Below are 21,731 nucleotides of genomic sequence, written 5' to 3' on the forward strand. Positions count from 1 at the left end.
ACAATCATCCCGCATCTCCAGGCAGGGGCATGACGACCGACACCCGAACGCCGGCGCACAAGGCGCGGCTCCTCCCGCAGCTGATCAAGTTCGGCGCGGTCGGGGCGGTGGGCTTCGTGGTCAATCTGCTCGTCTTCAACGTGCTGATGCTGCTCGTGCTGGTGAATGTGCCGCACAAGACGCTGTTCTCGACAGCCATCGCCACCCTGGTCGCCATCGGCACCAACTGGATCGGCAACCGCTACTGGGCGTTCTCGGGCAACCGCAACGAGAACGCGACCCGCGAAGGGGTCGAGTTCTTCGTCGTCAGCCTGGCCGGAATGGCGATCCCGCTGCTCTGCGTCTGGGTCTCGCACTACCTGCTCGGCTACCAGAGCCTGCTGGCCGACAACATCTCCAACAACGTCGTCGGCCTCGCCCTCGGCACCGTGTTCCGGTTCGCGTTCTACCGCTGGTGGGTGTTCTCGCCCGACCGCGCGGCGTCGCGCCGCGTCCGCGGCACCGCGCCGATCACCGGCTCGACGCTAGCGAGCACCCCAGACCGTGGTCTCGTCGGAGACTGACTCCGACTGCTGACGCCGGACGGCGACGACCGTCTGGGAGTGGTCCATCAGCTCGGAGAGCGCGCGCTGCACCTGGTCGGCCTTCGGGACGTCCTTCAGCACGACCGGGTGATCGAGCCCCGAGTTGATCAGCACATCCCCCGACCGGAAGGCGCTCTGCAGCCAGGTGCGCCGCACACTGACGTCGTACCCGCGGCTGTGCAGCAGCTCCTGACGGACGCGCACGAAGAACCCGTGGCGCAGGATCAGCCGGCGGTTCGTGATCGTGTAGCGGCGGCTCAGCCAGGCCGCCAGCGGCAGCAGGAACAGCAGCAGCACCACGGCGGCCGCAGCGGACCACAGCAGCACGACCTCCCAGACCTGCCCGACGCGCCCGGCGAAGTAGCCGACCGCCCCGGCGACGAGGATGAGCACCAGGCTCGGCCAGAAGAGCCGTCGGGCGTTCGACCGCAGCCGGGCCACCACGCGCTCGGGTGGCTGGGCGGGCTGCTCTGACGTCCCGTCCGGGCTGCTGCTCATGCTCAATTAATACCGCAGGTGCGTCACGTCGCCCGCTGCGACCGCGGTGCGGCCCGCATCCGAGTCCACGATCAGCCGGCCGTCGTCGTCGATGCCGACCGCTGTGCCGAGCAGGTCGTCGCCGGACGGCAGCTGGACGCGCACCGAGCGGCCGATGGTGTGGCACGCCTCCACCACCTCGTCGCGCAGCGCGCTGCGGACGGGATCGCCCCCGGCCGCCAGGAACTCGCGGTACACCGTCGACAGTTCGATGAGGTATGCCGAGAGGATGTCGTCCGGCTCGACGCTCGTGGCACCGGCCAGCAGAAGAGAGGTCGAGGTCTCGGTCGGCAGCTCCTCCCGGGTCTGCGTGAGGTTCACCCCCGCGCCGATGACCAGCCCTGACATCCCGGGGAGCAGTTCGGCGAGGATGCCGCAGACCTTGTCGCCCCCGATGAGAACGTCATTCGGCCACTTCACCTGGACCCCGCCCGGCACGAAGCGACCCAGGGCGCGGCTCATCGCCAGGCCCGTCAGCAGCGGGAACCAGCCGAACGATGCCGGCGGCAGTCCGATGGGCTTCAGGAGCACCGAGATCGCGAGCGCCCGTCCCGGCGGGGTGACCCAGGCGCGGCCCAAGCGGCCTCGGCCGCCGGTCTGATTGTCCGTCACGAGGACGGAGAGGTCGGGAAGATCCCCCGCCCGCGCGCTCAGCACGTCGTTGGTGGAACCCGCCTCGGGGAGCACCTCGAGCACGGGGACCAGGGCACGGCTGCGTCGGAAGTCCACGTGGCCAGTCTCTCGCACTGGGCCAGTCTGCCAGCGCAGGCGGGCGGATTTGTAGGATTTCGTCAACGGCATGGCCATTCGTCTGGCCGGTAGAGTGAACGGCGTGACCGACACCGAACCCCGTCAGACCGACCAGCTCCCCGACCTGACCACCACCGCCGGCAAGCTCGCCGACCTGAAGGACCGGTTCCACGAGGCCGTGACCGCGAGCGGCCAGGCGGCGATCGAGAAGCAGCACGCGAAGGGCAAGCTGACCGCCCGCGAGCGCATCGACCTCCTCCTCGACCACGGCTCGTTCGTGGAACTCGACGAGTTCGTCCGCCACCGCACCCACGCGTTCGGGATGGAGGCCAAGCGCCCCTACGGCGACGCGGTCGTCACCGGCGTCGGCACCATCCACGGCCGCAACGTCGCGGTCTTCAGCCAGGACTTCACCATCTTCGGCGGCTCGCTCGGCGAGGTCGCGGGCGAGAAGATCATCAAGGTCATGGACCACGCGCTCAAGACGGGCGTGCCGATGATCGGCATCCTCGACTCCGGTGGCGCGCGCATCCAGGAGGGTGTGGTCGCCCTCGGCAAGTACGGCGAGATCTTCCGCCGCAACACCGCTGCCTCCGGCGTGATCCCGCAGATCTCGATCGTGATGGGCCCGGCTGCCGGCGGTGCGGTGTACTCCCCCGCTCTGACCGACTTCGTGATCATGGTCGACAAGTCGAGCCACATGTTCGTCACCGGTCCGGACGTCATCAAGACGGTCACCGGAGAGGACGTCGGCTTCGAGGAGCTCGGCGGTGCGCTCACGCACAACAAGGTCTCCGGCGTCGCCCACTACCTGGCCAGCGACGAGGAGGATGCGCTCGACTACGCGCGCACGCTGCTCGGCTACCTACCGCAGAACAACCTGGCCGAGCTGCCGGTGTTCCAGTCCGAGCCGGAGCTCGAGATCACGGACGCCGACCGCCGGCTCAACACGCTCATCCCAGACTCCCCCAACCAGCCGTACGACGTGAAGACGGTCATCGAGGGCATCGTCGACGACGGCGAGTTCCTCGAGGTGCAGCCGCTGTTCGCGCCCAACATCGTGATCGGCTTCGCGCGGGTCGAAGGCCGGTCGGTCGGCATCGTCGCCAACCAGCCGAGCTCGATGGCCGGGACGCTGAACATCGACGCGGGCGAGAAGGCCTCGCGGTTCGTCCGCTTCTGCGACGCGTTCAGCATCCCGATCCTGACTCTCGTGGATGTGCCCGGCTACCTCCCCGGCACGGATCAGGAGTGGACCGGCGTCATCCGCCGCGGCGCGAAGCTGCTGTACGCGTACGCCGAGGCGACCGTGCCGCTGGTCACGATCATCACGCGCAAGGCGTACGGCGGCGCCTACATCGTCATGGGCTCCAAGCAGCTGGGCGCCGACATCAACCTCGCGTGGCCGACCGCCGAGATCGCCGTGATGGGCGGCCAGGGCGCCGTCAACATCCTGTACCGCGGCGAGATCAAGCGCGCGGAGGAGGCCGGCGAGGATGTGGCCGCCGTGCGCACCAAGCTCGCGAACGAGTACACGTACAACGTGGCCAGCCCGTTCCTCGCGGCCGAGCGCGGCGAGCTCGACGGCGTGATCGAGCCCGCGGCCACCCGCGTGTCCGTCATCAAGGCCCTGCGTGCGCTCCGCACCAAGCGGGCGTCGCTCCCGCCGAAGAAGCACGGGAACATCCCGCTGTGAGCGCGGAGGCGAACGACGCCGGCGCTGCGCCGCTGGACCCGTCGCAGCTGCGTTTCCTCACGCGTGGGCTGACCCCGGAGGAGATCGCGGCGGTGACGGCGGTGCTGACCGCTGCGGCCGCCGAGCAGGCAGCCGCGGACAAGCGCGCCCAGGCCGCGCCCGGGCCGGACGGCTGGGCCCGAACGCAGCGCGCGCTCCGGCGCCCGCTGAGCCCGGGGTACGGCGCCTGGCGGTCGTTCTCCGGCTGACCGGGATCCGCGTGGGGCCGTGCGGAGGCTACCGCGGGGCGGTGTACCCCGATCGGGGCATCCCCTGTCTGCGGGTCAGGCGGAAAGCCGCGCATGCACCTCGAACGGGGGTCGTGATATGTCCCCCAGGTGTCCTCCAAAATGACGACTATGTATTTACTGGGTACGCCGACAATATGGTTATTGCTAGGTGTCTCTCCTCGTGAGTCACACCGCCAATCACTCGCCGACTAGGGTAAGCGGGCGAGTGCTTTGGGGGCGAGTCAGGGCGATATTCGGGTTGTCGCCCTGACTCGGGGTTTGAAAAGGGGCCGACAATTCGGGTGTCGGCCCCTTTCTCCCATTAAGGGAGACGTCCGCCTCCACGATTCGTGCCGAATGTGCGCTCACGTCGGCGGTACAGCACGATTTGCGCCAAATCAGCGGCGCTAGGCCTGCGCGGACGCGCCGACGACGACGGGACGCGGGATCTCGAGCCAGAGGTCGACCTCGTCGTCCTCCGACTCGGCGCCCAGCGCGTTCGCCGCGCCGTCGTCGGACATGCGGAGTCCCACCACGGTCACCGCCGTCTTCGACGAGCGCGGGACGGTGCGGACGATCAGCTTGTCCGTCGTCGTGCCCCGGATCGCCTCCGCGAGGCGCCGCAGCACGGCCTCCAGGCCGCGCTGGTCCAGGTCGTCGATCCCGCCCTCGTCCAGGAGGCTGACGACCACGCCACGGCGGCGCGCGTCCATCACCTCGCGACGGACGTCGTCGTTCAGGAGGCGGCGCCCCCGGATCTCGTCGCGGATCGCGCCCTCGAGATAACGGCACTCGCGGCGCTCCGCCTCGGTCAGGTCTCCCCCGCGGCGGACGATCTCGGCCAGCATCGGAGCGGCCACGCGGTACGTCTGCCGCAGCCGCAGCTGACGCTCCATGACGTGCGCCTCCTGGGCGGCCTGCCATTCGGTCGCCTCGCGCTCAGCGCGGGCGAACTGAAGGGCGTCACGACCCGCCTTGGCGAGCGACCCCGCGATGACGACGGCGACGCCGACCCACACCACCGAACCGATCACGCCCAGGCCCGCGAGCGCACCCAGGCCCGCCCACACGACCGTCTGCACGGCGAGGAATCCGACGCCGGCCCACGCGACCACCTGCTGCCGTCGCACGGCGCAGATGGTCATGAGCGTGCCGACGGCGGCCACGTACCAGGTGGCGTACCCGTTGTCCTTCGCCGGATCGAGCTGGCTGGTGACGAGGATCGGGATGACGACGCAGACCGCGAGATCGAAGGCGGCGAGCCACAGCGGCATCTTCGTCGGGCTCGTGGGCCACAGGCTCAGCACCGTCGCGATCGTATACAGGACCATGGCCACGACAGCGGGGCCCGGCGCGCGCGGGGTGGACAGCGACGACAGCGCGAGGAAGAGGTGGTACGCGGAGAACAGCGCACCGAGACTGAGGAAGAGGACGCGGTTGAGAGTGATCACTCGGCCGCCCCCGCATCCCCGGCGAAGCCGATGCTCGAGTCGTGGAACGCCGAGGCCGCTGCGGGCACGCCGACAGGCTGGTGCTCGGCGGACGGCCAGAGGATCGTGACCGTCGTCCCGACGCCGGGCTCCGACTCGATGCGCGCGCGGCCGCCGACCTTGGCGAGCCGGTCGCGGATGCTGATCCGCAGCCCGAGGCGCTCGGCGGGCACTTCCGCCTCGGTGAAGCCGCGGCCGTCGTCGGTGACGACGATCTCGACCGTCGCCGCCGGTCCGCCGCCGCGGATCGAGACGCTGCGCCGCACCTCCGGACCACCGGCGTGCTGCATGCTGTTGACCATCGCCTGCACGGTCGCCGAATACACGGCCTCGGCCACGTTGACGGGGAGCGTGTGGACCTCGACGTCCCGCACCTCCACGCCGAAGGGCGACGAGAAGGCGTTGGCCGAGGTCTCCAGCCGCTCGGCGAGGCGATCGAGCCCCACCAGGGTCTGATCCTCGGGAGTCGCGGCCTCCGCGGCGTGCAGGTGCCCGATCGCGTCCGCAGCCATCGCGGCGGCGAGCTCCTTCTGCTCTGGGCTGCGCGCGGACGCTGCGGAGAGGAGCGTGGTGAGCACGCTGTCGTGCACGATCGCGTCGACCTGCACCCGCTCCACCTCGGTCGCGTGCTGGCGCACCGCGTTGGCGTAGCGGGCGAGCGCCTGGCTCTGGGCCGCATCCACGGCGCTGGATGCCTGACGCATCATCGCGATGATCGCGAGGATGACCCCGCCGAGGATGGTCGCGTAGATCGTGTCCAGGGCGGCCAGCTCGAACCCGACACCGCCGCCGGCCGGAAGCGCACGCACGATCCCGTAGGCGATCGGTGCCACGAATGTGTACGCGATCGCCAGCCACAACGGGTAGGCGACCGCCGCGAACGCGGTGAACACCGAGCAGAGGAACCACACCCACGGCTTGTCGGTGCTGAAGGCGCTGGGGTCGCGCACCAGCAGCGGCCAGGTGGCGATCGCCGCCAGATAGACGACCGAGAGGACGCCCATCGCGATCTTCACTCCACGCTGCACCACCGCGAGGATGACCGTGAGCGCCAGACCGCCGAACACCGCGATCATCCACGCGGCACCGAACGGCTCGCGGAGAAAGGAGAGCTGACCGAGCGCGGTCGGCAGGGTCTGCAGACCGAAGACGAGCCCGAACGCCGACACCGTGCGGTCGGCGATGCGCTCGATGCGAGCTCGGCTGAGAGGGTTGCGGGGCTTCGTCGTCTCGAGCGGGAGTCCCGTGCGAACCCCGCTAGGAACGCTCATTGCCCGTCTCCGGGTCGAGCCCGGGAAGGATGCCGTCCTCCACCGCCCGGCGGAGCAGGTCCACCTTCGTCGGCGCCGGACGCCCGACCTCCACGTACTTCACGCGGATGCGGTCGAGGTATTCACGGGCGGTCGAGTTCGCGATCCCGAGCTGAGCGGCGACCGCCTTCAGGGGCAGGCCGGAGGCGTAGAGATGCAGCACGTCCCGCTCGCGGCGGCCGAGCTGCGCCTTCGCGAAGTCGCTGTCGGCGTCGATCGCGGTCGCCCACTCCAGGTTGTTGAGCACGTCGCCGCGCGCGACCGTCGCGATCGCACTGATGACGGTCGTCGTCGGCGAGGACTTCGGAATGACGCCCGCAGCGCCCGCGGCGAGCGCCTCGCGGACGCTGGCGACCCGGTCCGCGATGCTGTGCACGAGGACCGCTGCTCCCGTCGCCTGGGCCCGCTTGACGTTGTCGGTGACCTTCGATCCGTCGCCGAGCGACAGGTCGAGCACGACGACGTCGCATTCCTGCGAGCCGAGCTGCGCGACGAAATCGTCCACCGTCGGCGCGGTGAGGACGACGTCGTAGCCGGCGTCCTGACAGGCCGCCTTCAGCCCGAGACGCACGGATTCGTGATCATCGACGATTGCCACCCGCACCATGTTGACCATCGTAGGGGGTGATCGTCTCCGCGCGGGCAGGCCGCGGTCAGCGCGTCAGGGTGGCGACGGCCTCGACGTGGTGGGTGTTGGGAAACAGGTCGAAGGCGCGCATCCCGCGCAGGCGGTATCCGTGGCCGTCGAAGAAGGCCAGGTCGCGGGCGAGCGCGACCGGGTCGCAGGCGACGTAGACGATCTGCGCCGGCGTGACGGAGGCGATCGCGTCGACCACGTCCCGTCCTGCGCCGGAGCGCGGCGGATCGAGCACGACGGTGGCTGCCCGGAGGCGCGCGCGCTCTGCGGCGGAGGCGTCGGCGGCGAGTCGCGCGACGTAGCGCTCGACACGGTCGGTGAGTGCGGACGCGCCGACCCATTCGGCGAGGTTCTCCGCGGCGTCGTCGGTCGCGGCCTCGTCGCTCTCCACGGACGTGATGCGCAGTGTGGAACCGAAGCGGTCCCCGAGAGCGGCAGCGAGCAGTCCGACGCCGCCGTACAGGTCGAGATTCGCGGCCCGCGGGTCGAAGAGCGCCTCGTCGACCGCGGACTGGACGGCTTCGGTCAGCGTCTGCGCGGCGCCGCGGTGCACCTGCCAGAACCCGCGGGCGTCGAGGCGGAACTCGCGGTCGCCCACCCGCTCGCGGATCGGGACCGGGCGCGGGCTGGGCCGGGAGGGACGGGCGGCCCGGGGTGCGCGGCCGCCGCGCCCCCGTCCGGCGTTCCCACCGCGCCGCTCCGGGCGGACCGGTGCGTCGTTGACGAGGACGTGCGCCGTTCCGAGGCCGGTCGCCACGATGTCGACGGACTCGGCGCCGGGGAACACCTGGCCGAAGGGCGTCGCCTCCTGCACCGCGTCGGTCGCGAGAGGGAGGTCGGCGACCGGGATGACGGTGTGCGACCGCGGTGCGTACGGTCCGATGCGGCCGTCGCGGTCGGCCTGCAGACGGACGCGCGTGCGCCAGCCGGTCCCGTCCGCGGTCTCGCCCGCAACGGCCTCCACGGTCACCGGACCGCCGTCGACGCCCGCGGTCGCGATGGCCTCGGGGCTCAGCTTGCCCGTGCGCTGGAGCGCATCCTCGATCACACGGCGCTTCAGCTCCCGCTGGTGGTCGAGCCGGATGTGCCCGAACTCCGCGCCCCCGGCACGCTCCGCCGGCGGCCGCTCGATCGCGGCAGCGGACCACACGTGCGGCTGCCGCTCGGGCGCCCCCTCCACCACGCCGGTGACCTCGCCCCGCCAGAACCGCTCGTGCGTCGTGTCCGCGATGCGGGCGCGGACGCGCTCCCCCGGCATCGTGTCGGGCACGAAGACCACGCGCCCCTCGTGCCGGGCGACGAAGACGCCACCGTGGGCGACGTTGGTAATGTCGAGCTCGACCTCATCTTCCTGGGGCATCCTTCGAGCATCCCACAGGTGACCATGCGCCTCTACCTCGCCTCCACTTCGCCCGCCCGCTTCGCGCTGCTCCGCGCCGCGGGCATCGAGCCGGTGATCGTCCCGTCGAACGTCGACGAGCCCGCCGCCGTCGCCGCCGCGGAGGCGGAGCACGGGCCGCTGGATGCCGCCGCGATGGTGCAGCTGCTGGCGCGTGCGAAGGCGGAGGCGGTGCGCGGAACCCTGGACGGCGAGCCGATCGACGGCCTCATCCTGGGCGGCGACTCGGCGTTCGCGATCGACGGAGCCATCCGCGGCAAGCCGCACCGTCCGGAGGTCGCCCGCGAGCGCTGGCTGCAGCAGCGGGGCCGCACCGGGATGCTGCATTCCGGTCACTGGCTGATCGATCACCGCAACGGTCGCGAGAACGCCGCGACGGGCGCGGCGGCCGTCGCCTCGGTGACGTTCGCCGACGTGACGGACGAGGAGGTCGACGCGTACGTCGCCAGCGGCGAACCCCTGGAGGTCGCCGGCGCCTTCACGATCGACAGCCTCGGCGGCCCTTTCATCACGCGCGTGGACGGCGACCCGAGCACCGTGGTGGGGCTCTCGTTGTCGACCCTCCGGGACCTGGTCCGTGAACTGGGCGTCCCGTGGACATCGCTCTGGAATCGCCGGCGCTGACGCATACCGTTGTAGGCTGCCGGAGCTTCTGGTCGGCCATTTTTGTGGGGATCGACCAAATCCCGTTCGATATCGAGCAATAGGCTAGGGAACTGTGCCCCGTATCACCAAGGTTCTGATCGCAAACCGCGGCGAGATCGCCGTCCGTGTCATCCGTGCGGCGAAGGACAGCGGAATCGCGTCCGTCGCCGTGTATGCGGACCAGGACCGAGACGCCCTCCACGTCCGCCTCGCCGACGAGGCGTACGCGCTGGACGGCACCACCAGCGCCGAGACGTACCTCGTCATCGACAAGCTGCTCTCCGTCGCGCGGCGGTCCGGGGCGGACGCCGTGCACCCCGGTTACGGCTTCCTCGCCGAGAACGCGGACTTCGCCCGCGCCGTCATCGCCGCCGGCCTGACCTGGATCGGCCCGTCGCCCGACGCCATCGAGCGCCTCGGCGACAAGGTGTCGGCACGGCACGTGGCCGAGAAGGTCGGCGCTCCGCTGGCCCCAGGCACCCTCAACCCGGTCGCGGACGCGGCCGAGGTCCTCGACTTCGTCGACGTCTACGGTCTGCCCGTGGCCATCAAGGCCGCCTTCGGCGGCGGTGGCCGCGGCCTCAAGGTGGCCCGGAACCGCGAAGAGGTCGCCGAGCTCTTCGAGTCGGCCACCCGCGAAGCGATCGCGGCTTTCGGCCGCGGCGAGTGCTTCGTCGAGAAGTACCTCGACCAGCCGCGTCACGTCGAGACCCAGTGCCTCGCCGACGCGTACGGCAACGTCGTCGTCGTGTCGACGCGCGACTGCTCCCTGCAGCGCCGTCACCAGAAGCTCGTCGAGGAGGCGCCCGCGCCGTTCCTCACCCCCGAGCAGACCGAGAAGCTGTACTCGTCGTCGAAGGCGATCCTCAAGGAGGTCGGCTACCAGGGCGCCGGCACCTGCGAGTTCCTGATCGGCAAGGACGGCACCGTCTCCTTCCTCGAGGTGAACACGCGTCTCCAGGTCGAGCACCCCGTCTCCGAAGAGGTCACGGGCATCGACCTCGTCCGCGAGCAGTTCCGCCTCGCCGAGGGCGGCGAGCTCGACTACGACGACCCGGCCCCGCGCGGCCACTCGTTCGAGTTCCGGATCAACGGCGAGGACGCCGGCCGCGGCTTCATCCCCTCGCCCGGTCCGGTCCACGTCTTCAAGGCCGCCGGTGGTCCCGGCGTCCGGGTCGACAGCGGCATCCAGGCCGGGGATGTCATCAGCGGCGCCTTCGACTCGATGCTCGCCAAGCTGATCGTGACCGGAGCCAGCCGCGAGGAGGCGCTGGAGCGCTCGCGTCGCGCACTCGACGAGTTCGAGGTCGCCGGCCTGCCGACCGTGCTCCCGTTCCACCGGGCCATCGTTCGCGACCCCGCCTTCGCCCCTCAGGACGGCGAGCCGTTCTCGGTGTACACGCGCTGGATCGAGACCGAGTGGAACAACGACATCGAGCCCTGGTCCGGCGAGCTGGGCGACCAGACCCTCGCCGAGCGCCGGAGCAACGTCGTGGTGGAGGTCGAGGGCAAGCGCATCGAGGTCTCCCTGCCCGCCAAGCTGCTCAGCGGCGGTGCGGGCGAGTCGGCCGCCGCGCCGGCGCCGCGCCGCCGCGGCGGGGCCCACGCCGTGGACACCGCGACCGGTGACTCGGTCACGGCGCCGATGCAGGCCACCGTGGTCAAGGTGGCCGTCGCCGACGGCGACCCCGTGGTGAAGGGCGACCTCGTGCTCGTGCTCGAGGCGATGAAGATGGAGCAGCCGCTCACGGCTCACAAGGACGGCACCGTCTCCGGCATCAACGCCGCCGTCGGCGAGACCGTCTCGTCGGGCCACCTGCTGCTCAACATCGTCTAAGCGGCCTCGAAAAGGGAGGGCCTTCGGGCCCGATCCGGACGTTCGTTCCTCCCATCTCCGTTCAACCCCGGCGCAGCGCACGCTCTTCCTCCCTTTTCGTCCGGTCGAGGACCGCCTCGATGGTGTCGACGACGTCCTCGCCCCGGCTGATCACTTCACCAGCGGAGAACCGCAGCCGCCTCTCGCCGCGGAGCGTCATCGCCGTGTCACGCTTTCGGTCGTGAGCGAAGGCCAAGCGGTCGGAGTGGAACAGGAAGCCGTCCACCTCCACGAACAGCACGCCGTCGACCCGGAAGTCGACCGTGCCCACCCCGGGCACGAAGACCTGCTGCTCTATGAGGTGGCCGCGAGCGGAGAGACGTTGTCGCAGCAGCGACTCCACTCCTGATTCGGAGCCCGGTCGCGCGAGGGCGGCCCGGTCGCGCGATCGGCGCGGCTCCTGGGCGAACACGTGCTGCAACCCGTGACGCGTGATCCGCCCCGTGGAGATGGCCGTGTCGAACACCGCGACGGCCGTCTCCTGGTCTGCGCAGCGGCCGACGGTGTGGAGGCAATCCGCCAGAGAGACACGCCAGATCTCCGCGTGGTCGTGGCACGGCCTCCAGTGCCTGACGACACCGGGATCGCCTGCGCCGGACCGGCCGGCCTTCGGCGGCACCACCAGGTGCGTTCGTGCGTCCTCGCCGCCCCATAGGCCGTAGGTGCGAGCCGCCGAAACGCAGGAAAGCCGCGCCCCCAGGGCGACAGCCGCGAGGAGCGACTCCCCGGCAGCGGGGACGACGTAGCGACCGTTCCGCGGACGGAGAAGTTCACCGCTCACCACCGCAGCGGAGAGTGCCCGATCCGTCGCCCCGGCCGCTCGCAGCTGGCGCGTGGACGCGGCACCTCCCAGCTCTGCCAACCGAAGTCTCCATGTCATGACTCCATCGTGACGAAGCCCACGCCGGCCTTCGGATGTCGACGTGGATATGTGGAATTCGGCGGGACGAGGGGAACGGTGAGCGGATTCTGGCCGGTGCTGAGCCGCGGAAAAGGGAGGATGTTCACCCCGACACGCAGGGCGATCGCAGGGAACGGAGGAAGGGAGGCGTGGAAATCTCGGCGGTATCCTCCGTTTTCGACCGTGCGCGGAGGAGGAGGAGGAGGGGAGGAGGAGGAGGCGGTCAGCCGGTGGCCTCGGTGGGGTCGCCCTTCAGGTCGATGCTGATCTCGTCGGCGTCGAGGTTGCTCAGCGCACCCGCGAGGACATCGGCGCTGAAGGTGCCGTCATCGCGCGCATCCAGCAGGGCTGCCCGCTGTGCCCGCAGTCGCGCGAGCCGCGCGGACTTGTGCTCAGCGAACGCCTCCGCGGTGCGCTCCGTGGTCTTGGGCTGCGGCACGGACTTCCCGGCCTCGTAGAGCAGCTCCATCAGCCGGCGGCGCTCGTCGCGTTCGGCCGCCGGGTCGGCCCGGGACGGCTTGACGGCCTTCAGCACCAGGCCGAGCGTCCCGCCCTGGAGCAGTAGCGATCCGGCGGCGACGAGGAACGCGATGAGCACGAGGACCGACCGCCCGGGCGTCGTCGACGGCAGCGACTGCGCGGCGGCGACCGTGACCGCTCCGCGCATCCCGGCCCAGATGACGATCGTGCCCTCGCGCCAGCCGAGCGGGGCACCGGTGAAGTACTCGATGTCGGCGATGACCCGGCGCAGCCGCGTCCCGAATCGCGTGAGGTTCTCGACCGTCGGGATGCCTCGGCGGATCAGCCGCCGGCGTCGCCGCTCGGCCTGCTTCGGTGTGATCCGGGGCCCTTCGCCTCGGGGGCCGAGCAGCGGGTCCATGGCGACGACGGCCGCCGCAGCGTCGACGTCGGGTGGGACGTCGCCTTCGGCCGGGACGTCCATTCCCGACCCGGCTCCCGATTCATCGGCCTCGGTATCCGCCGGCGTCAACGCGCGCTGCCCCGTTCCCGCCAGCCGCGCGGCGATACCGCGTTGCAGCGCCTCCGGGTCCGTCAAGTGCTCCTGCAACTGCTGTAACTGCGGCCGCATGTTCTGGCGGCGTCGACTGCGTCTCGCCAGCAGCGCGAGCAGCGGTGCCACGAAGCCGGCCCGTACGAGGATCGTGAGCACCAGCGCACCCGCAGCCACGCCGATCGCCGGCGCCACGCCCGAGTGGTCGTTCTGCACCTTCTGGAGGATGCCGAAGAGCTCGAGGCCCATGGTGAGGAAGATCAGCCCTTCCAGGATGAGCTCGACCGTCCGCCAGTTCTGGGCGTCCGACAGGCGGTGCTCCGGCGAGAGCACCCGCGGTGCACGGCTCCCCGTCACCAGGCCGGCGACGACCGCCGCCACCAGGCCGGAGGCACCCAGCGCCTCGGCCGGAATGGAGGCGAGGAACGGCACCGTGAATGAGATCACCGTGTTGACCGTGGCATCCTTCACCCGCGCGCGCACGCGCAGGTTCAGCCAGCCGACGACGCCGCCGAAGACGATGGCGACGACGACCGAGTACACGAACGACAGCGTCACCGCACCGAGGGTGAAGGAGGCTGCCGCCGCGGCGGCGATGGCGGCGCGCAGGAGCACGAGTGCGGTCGCGTCGTTGAGCAGGCTCTCGCCTTCGAGGATCGCGACGACCCGCGGCGAGACGCCCGCGCGCTTCACGATCCCGGTGGCCACCGCGTCGGTGGGGCTGACGATGGCGCCGAGCGCAACGCCCCAGGCGAGGCCCAGCCCCGGGATCACCCAGGCGAAGAACAGCCCGAGCAGCACCGAGCTGACGATCACGAGCAGCACGGAAAGCCCGCCGATCGCTCCGAACTCGCGCCGGAAGTTCATGGCGGGCATCGACACAGAAGCCGAGTACAGCAACGGCGGAAGCACCCCGGCGATGATCCACTCGGGCTGCAGTTCGAGCGCGGGCACGAAGGGAAGCAGGCTCACCAGGATCCCGACCGCGACGAGGATCAGCGGAGAGGCGATCCCGAGCTTCGGACCGATCGTCGTCGCCGCCGCGATGGTGAGCACCGCCAGGACCCCGATGACAAGCCCGACCTCCATCCCCCGGCCCCTTCCGTCAGAGCACGATGTGCATGGCGCGTGCTGCGTCGGTGATCGAGCCGGACAGCGACGGGTACACGGTGAACGCTCGGGCGACCTGGTCGACGGTGAGGCGCTGCTCCACGGCGAGCGCGAGCGGGAAGATGAGCTCGGACGCGCGCGGCGCCACGATGACGCCGCCGATCACGGTGCCGGAGCCGGTGCGCGCGAACAGCTTCACGAAGCCGTCGCGGATGCCGAGCATCTTCGCCCGGGGATTCGACTTCAGCGGCAGCTTGTAGATGTCGCCCTGCGCGATGCCCTCTTCGATCTGCTTCTGGCTCCAGCCGACCGTCGCGATCTCGGGCTGGGTGAAGATGTTGGAGCTGACGTTGCGCAGCTCGATCGGCTGGACCGCGTCGCCCATGGCGTGGAACACGGCCGTGCGGCCCTGCATCGAGGCGACCGAGGCGAGCGGCAGCGAGTCGGAGCAGTCGCCTGCGGCGTAGATGTTCGGGATTGACGTCCGGGCGACCCGGTTGGTGCGGATGTTGCCGCTCTGGGTGACCTGGACGCCCGCCTCCTCGAGCCCGATGCCCGCGGTGTTCGGCACCGAGCCGACGGCCATCAGACAGTGCGATCCCTCGATCGTCCGCCCGTCGGTGAGCGTCGCGACGACGCCGTCCTCGGTGCGGACCACCGACTCGGCCCGCGACTTCGACAGCACCTGCATGCCGTTGCGCCGGAAGACGTTCTCGATGACGCCGGCCGCGTCCGCGTCCTCGCCCGGCAGCACCTGGTCGCGGGACGAGATCAGCGTCACCTTCGAGCCGAGTGCCGTGTACGCCGAGGCGAACTCGGCGCCGGTCACGCCAGAGCCGACCACGATGAGGTGGGAGGGCACGGACTGCAGGTCGTACAGCTGCGTCCAGGTGAGGATGCGCTCCCCATCCGGGACGGCGGACGGCAGGATGCGCGGGCTGGCGCCGACCGCGATCACGATGGTGTCGGCTTCGACGCGGTCGAAGTCGGTGCCCGCGTCGCCCTTGGACGTCGACACGATGACCGCGCTCGGTCCGTCGAGCCGCCCCTCGCCGGACACGATGCGGACGCCGGAGCGGACGAGCTCCGCCCGCATGTCCTCCGACTGCTGCCGTGCGAGCCCGACCAGGCGCTTGTTCACGGCGGCGAGGTTGACCGCGATCTCGGGGCGGACCGGCTTGCCGGTCTCACCGCGCGAGTAGAACTGGACACCCAGGTCGGTCGCCTCGGAGAGCGAGTTGGTCGCCTCGGCCGTGGCGATGAGGCTCTTCGACGGCACGACATCCGTGATCACCGCGGAGCCGCCGACGCCGGAACGCTCCACCAGCGTCACATCGGCACCCAGCTGCGCGCCCGCGAGCGCCGCCTCGTAGCCGCCGGGACCGCCGCCGAGGATCGCGATGCGCTGCTTGCGCTCGAATTCATACGCCATGCCCCCATTCTTCCGTATGGGGGTGCACCGATGCGCATCCCGGTATGGGGCTGTGGAAAGCCGCCCTCAGTAGAGTTGGCTCATGCTGGATTCCCACACCAACCCGCTCGACGACCCTGCCACCGATCCGTTCGAGATCGCCCGGGAGGCCGCCGGCCAGCTGGCCGAGAAGACCGGCGTGGAGCGCCACGACATCGCGCTCACGCTGGGCAGCGGCTGGGGCAAGGCCGCGGACCTCATCGGCGAGACCGTCGCCACCGTCCCCGCCACCGAGATCCTCGGCTTCAGCAAGCCGGCGCTCGAAGGGCACGTCGGCACGCTGCGCTCGATCCGCCTCCCGAACGGCAAGCACGCGCTGGTCATCGGCGCCCGGACGCACTACTACGAGGGCCACGGCGTCCGTCGCGTCGTCCACAGCGTCCGCACCGCCGCGGCCGCGGGAGCGACCACGATGGTCCTGACCAACGGCGCAGGCGGCATCAAGGACCACTGGAAGCCGGGGACGCCGGTCCTCATCAGCGACCACATCAATCTGACCGCGGACTCGCCGCTCGAGGGCGCCACCTTCATCGACCTGACGGACCTGTACTCGACCCGCCTGCGCGACGTCGCCCGCACCATCGAGCCGTCGCTCGACGAGGGTGTCTACACGCAGTTCCGCGGACCGCACTACGAGACGCCCGCCGAGGTCCAGATGGCGAAGGCCATGGGCGGGCACATCGTCGGGATGTCCACGGCGCTCGAGGCCATCGCGGCACGGCAGGCCGGCATGGAGATCCTCGGGATGTCGCTCATCACGAACCTCGCGGCCGGCATCCAGAAGACCCCGCTCAGCCACCAGGAGGTCATCGAGGCCGGCCGGGCCGCCGAGCCGGTGATCAGTGCCCTGCTCGCTCAGATCGTGGGGGCCCTGTGAGCGCGCCGAAGGACACCCCGCAGCTTCTGGAGGACGCCCGCGCCTGGCTCGCCCAGGATCCCGACCCGGAGACCCGGGACGACCTGGAGGCGCTGATCGTCGCCGCGCAGGCGGGCTCGGCCGAGGCCGTCGCCGACCTGCACTCGCGGTTCGACGAACGGCTCGCCTTCGGGACGGCGGGGCTGCGCGGGGAGATCGCCGCCGGTCCCAATCGCATGAACCGGGTGCTCGTCGCGCAGGCGGCGGCAGGGTTCGCGCGCTGGCTGCTCGAGCACGCGGAGGGCGGGACGCCTTCCGTCGTGATCGGGTACGACGGCCGCAAGAACTCCGACGTCTTCGCCCGTGACACCGCCGAGCTCATGGCCGGTGCGGGCATCCGCGCCGTCCTCCTCCCCCGGCTGCTCCCCACGCCCGTGCTGGCCTTCGCGGTGCGGCACCTGGATGCCAGCGCCGGTGTCATGGTCACGGCCAGCCACAACCCGCCCAACGACAACGGGTACAAGGTGTACCTCGGCGGCGAGAACCACGGCTCCCAGATCGTCTCGCCGGTGGACGCGGAGATCGCGGCGCACATCCTCGAGGTCGCCGAGGGAAGCGTCGCCGACCTCGCGCGCTCCGACCGCTACGAAATCGCCCCCGAGGATGTGGAGCAGGCGTACATCGACGCGACGGTCGCCGTGGCCGCCACCGAGAGCCCGAGGGATGCGGTGTCGTTCGTCTACACGGCGATGCACGGCGTGGGATGGCGCACCGCGCGCGAGGTGTTCGCCCGCGCAGGTTTCGCCGTCCCGACCCCGGTGGCCCGGCAGATCGACCCGGATCCCGCCTTCCCGACGGTGGCCTTCCCGAACCCGGAGGAGCCGGGCGCGATGGACCTGTCGTTCGCGACGGCCCGCGAGGCGTCGGCCGACCTGATCATCGCCAACGACCCGGACGCGGACAGGCTCGCGGTCGCCATCCCCGATGCGACCAGCCCGGACGGCTACCGCCGGCTCTCCGGCAACGAGGTCGGAGCCCTGCTCGGCTGGCGCGCCGCGGAGCTCGCCACCGCGCGCGCGGACGAGCGTGGCGCGCTCGGCACGCTGGCCTGCTCTGTCGTGTCCTCCCCCGCCCTCGCGGCCGTGGCACGCGCCTACCGCCTCGACTTCGCCGAGACCCTCACTGGGTTCAAGTGGGTCTCCCGTGCCCCCGGGCTGATCTACGGCTACGAGGAGGCGCTAGGCTACCTGGTCAACCCGGAGACCGTCCGGGACAAGGACGGCATCTCGGCCGCCGTCGCCTTCCTCGACCTGGCGAACGGCCTGGCTGCTGACGGAGTGACCGTCGCCCAGCACCTGGATGCGTTCGCCGAGCGGTTCGGCTACTTCGCCAGCGACCAGATCTCGCTCCGCGTGACGGAGCTCTCGCGCATCGGCGAGATCATGTCGGCCCTGCGATCGACTCCGCCGAGTCACCTGGGCGACGTGCGGGTCAGCGAGATCGACGACCTGCGCGACGGCTTCGGCGGGCTGCCTCCGAGCGACGTGCTGCGCATCCTGCTGGAGGACGGCTCCCGCGTGATGGTGCGGCCGAGTGGCACCGAGCCGAAGCTCAAGATCTACATCGACGCCTCCAGCGACGATGGGACGGTGAGCGAGCGCCGCGAGACCGCGACCGCGCGCGTCGCAGCCCTCGCCGAGGCGATGCGGCTGCTCACGGCCTGAGGCCGCTGCGCGCGACCGCGGACGGTCGGCGACCGCTTACGCCGCCACCGTCCGCGGCGCCCGCGCGAGGTAGCCGAGGAGGAACAGCGCGAGCGCCGCGACGGTCACGACCGCCCCGGCGAGCGGAACGGCCACCGCGCCGCCGGCCGCGAGCGCGAACGCGCCGATCGGCGGGGCGATCGCGATCCCCACGTACATCGCCGTCGAGTACCAGGACAGCGCGAGTGCGGCGTTCTCCGGCTCGACGTGGACCAGCCGGTGCTGCACCGGGATGGCGATCGCGAACGCGGCGACGCCCCACAGCGCGAAGGCGACGATGGATGCGACGAACGAGGCCTCCGCGAACGCCACGGCGACCAGGGTGACCGCCTGGCCGGCGAGCGCGGCGGCCGCGACGACCCGGCTTCCGAAGCGGTCGGTGAGCGGACCGGCGATGGTGTTGCCCGCGACACCGGCCACGCCGTAGGCGAGCAGCAGGATAGCCAGCAAGCCGCCGGACCCGCCCGTGGACGCACGGGTGACCGCCGCCGAGAAGATGTACACGATGTTGAACCCCGCGATCATGAGCAGCGTGGTCCCGAGCGGGGCGACGATGCGGAGGTCGGCGAGGGGCGCGAGACGGCGCCGGAACGACACCGCGGGCGGCACAGGCACTCCGCGCACGGCCAGCGGGATGGCGACCACGAGCACCGCCGCGATCCCGACGATGCACCAGAGGGCGAACCGCCATCCGGCGAGACCGCCGAGCGCGGTTCCGAGCGGGGAGCCCACCGCCGTCGCGAGCGTGAAGCCGGCTCCGACGATGGCGAGCGCCTGCCCGCGCTTCTCGGGCCGGGCGAGGGATGCGGCAGCTGCGGTGGCGGTGGGAACGAGAGCTGCTCCGCCCAGGCCGGAGAAGGTGCGTCCGGCGATGAAGAAGGTCAGATCGGGCGCGAGCGCGGAGGCCGCCGTCCCGACGGCGAAGACAGCCAGGCCCGCCGCCATCAGGGTGGCGCGCGGTACGCGCGGAAGCAGGATGGAGACCGCCGGCGCGGCGACGGCGACCACGAGCGAATAGCTCGTGATCGACCAGCTCACCTCGGTGGGCGTCGCGCCCAGGCCGTCCGCCACCTGCGGGAGGAGACCGGCGATCACGAAGGCGTTGGTGCCGACGACGAAGAGCGCGAGCGCGAGGACGAGCAGCGCAGGGAGCGACCTGCGGTACGATTGTTCGACGAACGTCATACCGTTAAGGTACGACTATTGTTCGATGATTGTCAAACAATTTGGGATCATGACCGACTACCCCACCCCCGACATCGCGGATGTGCAGCTCGTCGACGTGCTGCGCGCCGTCGCGGACCCCATCCGGCTGCAGATCGTTCGCGTGCTCGCCGACGGCCGGCCGCATCCCAAATCGATGACCGAGTGGGGCGTCGACGTGCAGAAGTCGACCATGGCGCACCACTTCAAGACGCTGCGCGAGGCGGGCGTCACCCGCACGATCGTCTCGGGCCGCACGCACGAGATCCAGCTGCGGAGGGACGAGCTCGACCAGCGGTTCCCCGGGCTCGTCGAGGCCCTGCTGGGCGACTGAGTCAGCCCAGGGCCTCGTCGAGCTTGCGCTCCAGCTCTTCCAGGTCGAAGTAGTTCTGCACCACGATCACGTCGGCGTTGGTGCGGCCGATCCGCTCGACCAGCTCCGGCGAGGTCAGGACCACCTGGGCGTCGGCCGCTGCCTCGTCGATGTGGGCGGCGTCCGACGCCGTGACGTCCGCGTCGATCCCCAGGCGGTCGAGCACGCGCTCGGCGTTCACCTTCAGGATGCCGGAGGTCCCGACACCGACACCGCAGATCGCGACGATCTTCACCGCTCGACCCTGCTCACCGCGACGACTCCTCGCTCAGGGTGAGGATGCGCTGCACGTCGGCCACGTCGGTCGCGGCCGCCAGGGCGGGGATCGCCTCGGGGTCGTTGAACACGTTCGCCAGTTCGGCGACGCTCGTCACGTGCGCCTCGGGCGTGGAGACGGCGAGGCCGAGCACCACGGACACGGGGTCGTTGTGCGGGTGACCGAAGACCACGGGCTCGTCGAGCGTCACCACGGACAGCCCGTCGGAGTTCACGTCCGGCCCTGGACGGGCGTGCGCGAGCGCGAGCCCCGGAGCGATGACGATGTACGCGCCGAACTCCTCGATCACCTGGATCATCCGGTGCGCGTAACCCTGTTCGGTCGCGCCGGAACGGGCCAGCGCCTCCCCTGCCAGCTGGACCGCCTGGCGCCAGTCGTCGGCGTGCGCGCCGACGGTGATGGCGGAATCAGGCAGCGGTGGCAGTGACATATCTTCAGCGTAACGCCCGGGCGGTTACGAACCCTCGAAACCTGCTGTGATGATCTCGGCCAGTTCTTCACGCTCTTCGAGCGGCAGGAACGCGCCGGCCGCCGCGTTGAGCTGGAAGATCTCCAGGTCGGTGCGGTCGTACGCGAACGCGTCTGCGAGGATGCTCAGCTCGCGCGTCAGGGTCGTCCCGCTCATGAGGCGGTTGTCGGTGTTCACCGTCACCCGGAAGCCCAGCTGGTACAGCAGGTCGAACGGGTGGTCGAGGATGTCGTCGCCCCACGCCGCGATCGCACCGGTCTGCAGGTTCGAGGTCGGGCTGGTCTCGAGCGCGATCTCGCGGTCCTTGACCCACTGCGACAGGGTGCCGAGCGTGACGTAGGTGTTCTCGTCGTCCTGGCGCTCCACCGTGATGTCCTCGGCGAGGCGGACACCATGGCCGAGACGCAGCGCGCGGCCGTCGAGGAGTGCGCTCCGGATGCTGTCGAGCCCGTCGGCCTCGCCGGCGTGCACCGTTGCGGGGAAGAACTCCGCCGCGAGGTAGTCGAACGCCGCGCGGTGGTTCGAGGCCGGGAAGCCCGCCTCCGGGCCGGCGATGTCGAAGCCGACGACGCCGCGGTCGCGGTGCCGCACGGCGAGCTCGGCGATCTCGAGCCCGCGGTCGGTGTGACGCATGGCCGTCACCAACTGACCGACACGGATGCGGCCACCCGCTGCACGTACGTCGTCGATGCCCTGCTCCACGCCCTCCTGAACGGCCTCGACCGTCTCGTCGAGCGTGAGACCGCCGGTGAGGTGCTGCTCGGGCGCCCAGCGGATCTCGCCGTAGACGACGCCGTCGGCGCCGAGGTCCTGCACGAATTCGCGGGCGACGCGGGTGAGGCCCTCGCGCGTCTGCATGACGGCGGTGGTCAGGTCGAACGTCTTGAGGTACTCGACCAGCGAGCCCGAGTTCGACTTCGTCGCGAACCAGCGGCCCAGCTCGGTCGCATCCTGCGCAGGAAGCTGCAGGCCGATCTGCTCCCCCAGCTCCAGGACGGTCGTCGGGCGCAGCCCGCCGTCGAGGTGGTCGTGCAGGGAGACCTTCGGCAGCGGCCGGATCTCGGTGCCGTCGGACAGCGTGTACTCGTTCCAGTCGCTCATGA

21 protein-coding genes are annotated in these 21,731 nt (G+C 70.8%); 8 read left to right on the top strand and 13 right to left on the bottom strand.

Going from position 1 to position 21,731, the window contains the following annotated elements; all coding sequences use genetic code 11:
• Positions 1-29 precede the first annotated feature (29 nt).
• Positions 30-563 (top strand): GtrA family protein, encoded by a 534-nt coding sequence (locus tag QRN40_RS02515; protein WP_285113906.1) that lies wholly within the window; start codon positions 30-32, stop codon positions 561-563.
• On the opposite strand, the gene QRN40_RS02520 is transcribed toward QRN40_RS02515, so the two are convergent.
• Positions 525-1,082, bottom strand: coding sequence for a PH domain-containing protein (locus QRN40_RS02520; RefSeq protein WP_285113907.1), 558 nt, complete (start codon positions 1,080-1,082; stop codon positions 525-527). The two genes, QRN40_RS02515 and QRN40_RS02520, sit on opposite strands and share 39 nt — an antisense overlap.
• A gap of 6 nt (positions 1,083-1,088) precedes the next feature.
• A complete protein-coding gene (locus tag QRN40_RS02525; RefSeq protein WP_285113908.1) occupies positions 1,089-1,850 on the bottom strand; it encodes a biotin--[acetyl-CoA-carboxylase] ligase in 762 nt (253 codons plus the stop codon).
• A gap of 70 nt (positions 1,851-1,920) precedes the next feature.
• On the opposite strand from QRN40_RS02525, the gene QRN40_RS02530 reads away from it, so the two are divergent.
• Together QRN40_RS02530 and QRN40_RS02535 are read left to right on the top strand one after the other, a co-directional pair.
• Complete coding sequence (locus QRN40_RS02530) at positions 1,921-3,567, top strand: acyl-CoA carboxylase subunit beta (protein ID WP_285113909.1); 1,647 nt, start codon at positions 1,921-1,923, stop codon at positions 3,565-3,567.
• Positions 3,564-3,815 carry an acyl-CoA carboxylase epsilon subunit gene (locus QRN40_RS02535; protein WP_285113910.1) on the top strand — a complete coding sequence of 84 codons (252 nt, stop codon included), beginning with the start codon at positions 3,564-3,566 and terminating at the stop codon, positions 3,813-3,815. The genes QRN40_RS02530 and QRN40_RS02535 overlap by 4 nt, the downstream gene beginning before the upstream one ends.
• Before the next feature lie 428 nt (positions 3,816-4,243).
• Here QRN40_RS02535 and QRN40_RS02540 read toward each other — a convergent pair whose 3' ends face one another.
• The 4 genes from QRN40_RS02540 to QRN40_RS02555 are packed head-to-tail and all read right to left on the bottom strand — an operon-like array spanning position 4,244 to position 8,633.
• Positions 4,244-5,287: a DUF8320 family protein gene (locus QRN40_RS02540; RefSeq protein ID WP_285113911.1), complete on the bottom strand. Its 1,044-nt coding sequence runs from the start codon at positions 5,285-5,287 to the stop codon at positions 4,244-4,246.
• The gene (locus tag QRN40_RS02545; RefSeq protein ID WP_285113912.1) at positions 5,284-6,597 is read right to left on the bottom strand and encodes a sensor histidine kinase; all 1,314 of its coding nucleotides are present in this window, start codon (positions 6,595-6,597) and stop codon (positions 5,284-5,286) included. Before QRN40_RS02545 ends, QRN40_RS02540 begins: the two co-directional genes overlap by 4 nt.
• Positions 6,584-7,243 (bottom strand): response regulator transcription factor, encoded by a 660-nt coding sequence (locus QRN40_RS02550; protein WP_018190023.1) that lies wholly within the window; start codon positions 7,241-7,243, stop codon positions 6,584-6,586. Before QRN40_RS02550 ends, QRN40_RS02545 begins: the two co-directional genes overlap by 14 nt.
• Positions 7,244-7,289: 46 nt before the next feature.
• Entirely contained in the window at positions 7,290-8,633 is a 1,344-nt protein-coding gene (locus QRN40_RS02555; protein ID WP_285113913.1) for a class I SAM-dependent RNA methyltransferase, read from the bottom strand.
• A gap of 24 nt (positions 8,634-8,657) precedes the next feature.
• On the opposite strand from QRN40_RS02555, the gene QRN40_RS02560 reads away from it, so the two are divergent.
• Positions 8,658-9,296 (top strand): Maf family protein, encoded by a 639-nt coding sequence (locus QRN40_RS02560; RefSeq protein WP_285117427.1) that lies wholly within the window; start codon positions 8,658-8,660, stop codon positions 9,294-9,296.
• Positions 9,297-9,390: 94 nt separating this feature from the next.
• The gene (locus tag QRN40_RS02565; protein WP_285113914.1) at positions 9,391-11,154 is read left to right on the top strand and encodes an acetyl/propionyl/methylcrotonyl-CoA carboxylase subunit alpha; all 1,764 of its coding nucleotides are present in this window, start codon (positions 9,391-9,393) and stop codon (positions 11,152-11,154) included.
• 61 nt (positions 11,155-11,215) lie between these two features.
• On the opposite strand, the gene QRN40_RS02570 is transcribed toward QRN40_RS02565, so the two are convergent.
• From QRN40_RS02570 to QRN40_RS02580, 3 genes are all read right to left on the bottom strand, one after another.
• Positions 11,216-12,073: a PDDEXK family nuclease gene (locus QRN40_RS02570; RefSeq protein WP_285113915.1), complete on the bottom strand. Its 858-nt coding sequence runs from the start codon at positions 12,071-12,073 to the stop codon at positions 11,216-11,218.
• A gap of 244 nt (positions 12,074-12,317) precedes the next feature.
• A complete protein-coding gene (locus tag QRN40_RS02575; protein ID WP_285113916.1) occupies positions 12,318-14,195 on the bottom strand; it encodes a cation:proton antiporter in 1,878 nt (625 codons plus the stop codon).
• A 16-nt stretch (positions 14,196-14,211) separates the two neighbouring features.
• The gene (locus QRN40_RS02580; RefSeq protein ID WP_285113917.1) at positions 14,212-15,648 is read right to left on the bottom strand and encodes an NAD(P)H-quinone dehydrogenase; all 1,437 of its coding nucleotides are present in this window, start codon (positions 15,646-15,648) and stop codon (positions 14,212-14,214) included.
• Between the two features lie 82 nt (positions 15,649-15,730).
• Between QRN40_RS02580 and QRN40_RS02585 the strand changes: the two genes are divergently transcribed.
• Both QRN40_RS02585 and QRN40_RS02590 read left to right on the top strand, forming a co-directional pair.
• Positions 15,731-16,564: a purine-nucleoside phosphorylase gene (locus QRN40_RS02585; RefSeq protein ID WP_285113918.1), complete on the top strand. Its 834-nt coding sequence runs from the start codon at positions 15,731-15,733 to the stop codon at positions 16,562-16,564.
• Positions 16,561-18,267: a phospho-sugar mutase gene (locus QRN40_RS02590; RefSeq protein WP_285113919.1), complete on the top strand. Its 1,707-nt coding sequence runs from the start codon at positions 16,561-16,563 to the stop codon at positions 18,265-18,267. The genes QRN40_RS02585 and QRN40_RS02590 overlap by 4 nt, the downstream gene beginning before the upstream one ends.
• Before the next feature lie 36 nt (positions 18,268-18,303).
• Here QRN40_RS02590 and QRN40_RS02595 read toward each other — a convergent pair whose 3' ends face one another.
• Positions 18,304-19,491, bottom strand: coding sequence for an MFS transporter (locus QRN40_RS02595; RefSeq protein WP_285113920.1), 1,188 nt, complete (start codon positions 19,489-19,491; stop codon positions 18,304-18,306).
• 49 nt (positions 19,492-19,540) lie between these two features.
• On the opposite strand from QRN40_RS02595, the gene QRN40_RS02600 reads away from it, so the two are divergent.
• On the top strand, positions 19,541-19,843 hold the full coding sequence (locus QRN40_RS02600; protein ID WP_285113921.1) for an ArsR/SmtB family transcription factor: 303 nt from the start codon (positions 19,541-19,543) through the stop codon (positions 19,841-19,843).
• A gap of 1 nt (position 19,844) precedes the next feature.
• Here the strand turns inward: QRN40_RS02600 and QRN40_RS02605 are convergent, their stop codons facing one another.
• Genes QRN40_RS02605 through QRN40_RS02615 form a run of 3 tightly spaced genes read right to left on the bottom strand, consistent with a single transcriptional unit; the run spans position 19,845 to position 21,729 of the window.
• Complete coding sequence (locus QRN40_RS02605; protein ID WP_285113922.1) at positions 19,845-20,117, bottom strand: PTS sugar transporter subunit IIB; 273 nt, start codon at positions 20,115-20,117, stop codon at positions 19,845-19,847.
• A gap of 13 nt (positions 20,118-20,130) precedes the next feature.
• Entirely contained in the window at positions 20,131-20,589 is a 459-nt protein-coding gene (locus QRN40_RS02610) for a PTS sugar transporter subunit IIA (protein WP_285113923.1), read from the bottom strand.
• Positions 20,590-20,613: 24 nt separating this feature from the next.
• A complete protein-coding gene (locus QRN40_RS02615) occupies positions 20,614-21,729 on the bottom strand; it encodes an adenosine deaminase (RefSeq protein WP_285113924.1) in 1,116 nt (371 codons plus the stop codon).
• Positions 21,730-21,731 lie beyond the last annotated feature (2 nt).

This window comes from Leifsonia sp. fls2-241-R2A-40a (assembly GCF_030209575.1).
In the GTDB taxonomy this organism is placed as follows: domain Bacteria; phylum Actinomycetota; class Actinomycetes; order Actinomycetales; family Microbacteriaceae; genus Leifsonia.

Bases quoted from the DNA above. Each gene is read 5' to 3' on its own strand.
- QRN40_RS02515 (WP_285113906.1), top strand. From the start codon at position 30: ATGACGACCGACACCCGAACGCCGGCGCACAAGGCGCGGCTCCTCCCG.
- QRN40_RS02520 (WP_285113907.1), bottom strand. From the start codon at position 1,082: ATGAGCAGCAGCCCGGACGGGACGTCAGAGCAGCCCGCCCAGCCACCC.
- QRN40_RS02530 (WP_285113909.1), top strand. From the start codon at position 1,921: ATGGCCATTCGTCTGGCCGGTAGAGTGAACGGCGTGACCGACACCGAA.
- QRN40_RS02545 (WP_285113912.1), bottom strand. From the start codon at position 6,597: ATGAGCGTTCCTAGCGGGGTTCGCACGGGACTCCCGCTCGAGACGACG.
- QRN40_RS02550 (WP_018190023.1), bottom strand. From the start codon at position 7,243: ATGGTGCGGGTGGCAATCGTCGATGATCACGAATCCGTGCGTCTCGGG.
- QRN40_RS02555 (WP_285113913.1), bottom strand. From the start codon at position 8,633: ATGCCCCAGGAAGATGAGGTCGAGCTCGACATTACCAACGTCGCCCAC.
- QRN40_RS02560 (WP_285117427.1), top strand. From the start codon at position 8,658: ATGCGCCTCTACCTCGCCTCCACTTCGCCCGCCCGCTTCGCGCTGCTC.
- QRN40_RS02570 (WP_285113915.1), bottom strand. From the start codon at position 12,073: ATGACATGGAGACTTCGGTTGGCAGAGCTGGGAGGTGCCGCGTCCACG.
- QRN40_RS02575 (WP_285113916.1), bottom strand. From the start codon at position 14,195: ATGGAGGTCGGGCTTGTCATCGGGGTCCTGGCGGTGCTCACCATCGCG.
- QRN40_RS02580 (WP_285113917.1), bottom strand. From the start codon at position 15,648: ATGGCGTATGAATTCGAGCGCAAGCAGCGCATCGCGATCCTCGGCGGC.
- QRN40_RS02585 (WP_285113918.1), top strand. From the start codon at position 15,731: ATGCTGGATTCCCACACCAACCCGCTCGACGACCCTGCCACCGATCCG.
- QRN40_RS02595 (WP_285113920.1), bottom strand. From the start codon at position 19,491: ATGACGTTCGTCGAACAATCGTACCGCAGGTCGCTCCCTGCGCTGCTC.
- QRN40_RS02600 (WP_285113921.1), top strand. From the start codon at position 19,541: ATGACCGACTACCCCACCCCCGACATCGCGGATGTGCAGCTCGTCGAC.
- QRN40_RS02610 (WP_285113923.1), bottom strand. From the start codon at position 20,589: ATGTCACTGCCACCGCTGCCTGATTCCGCCATCACCGTCGGCGCGCAC.
- QRN40_RS02615 (WP_285113924.1), bottom strand. From the start codon at position 21,729: ATGAGCGACTGGAACGAGTACACGCTGTCCGACGGCACCGAGATCCGG.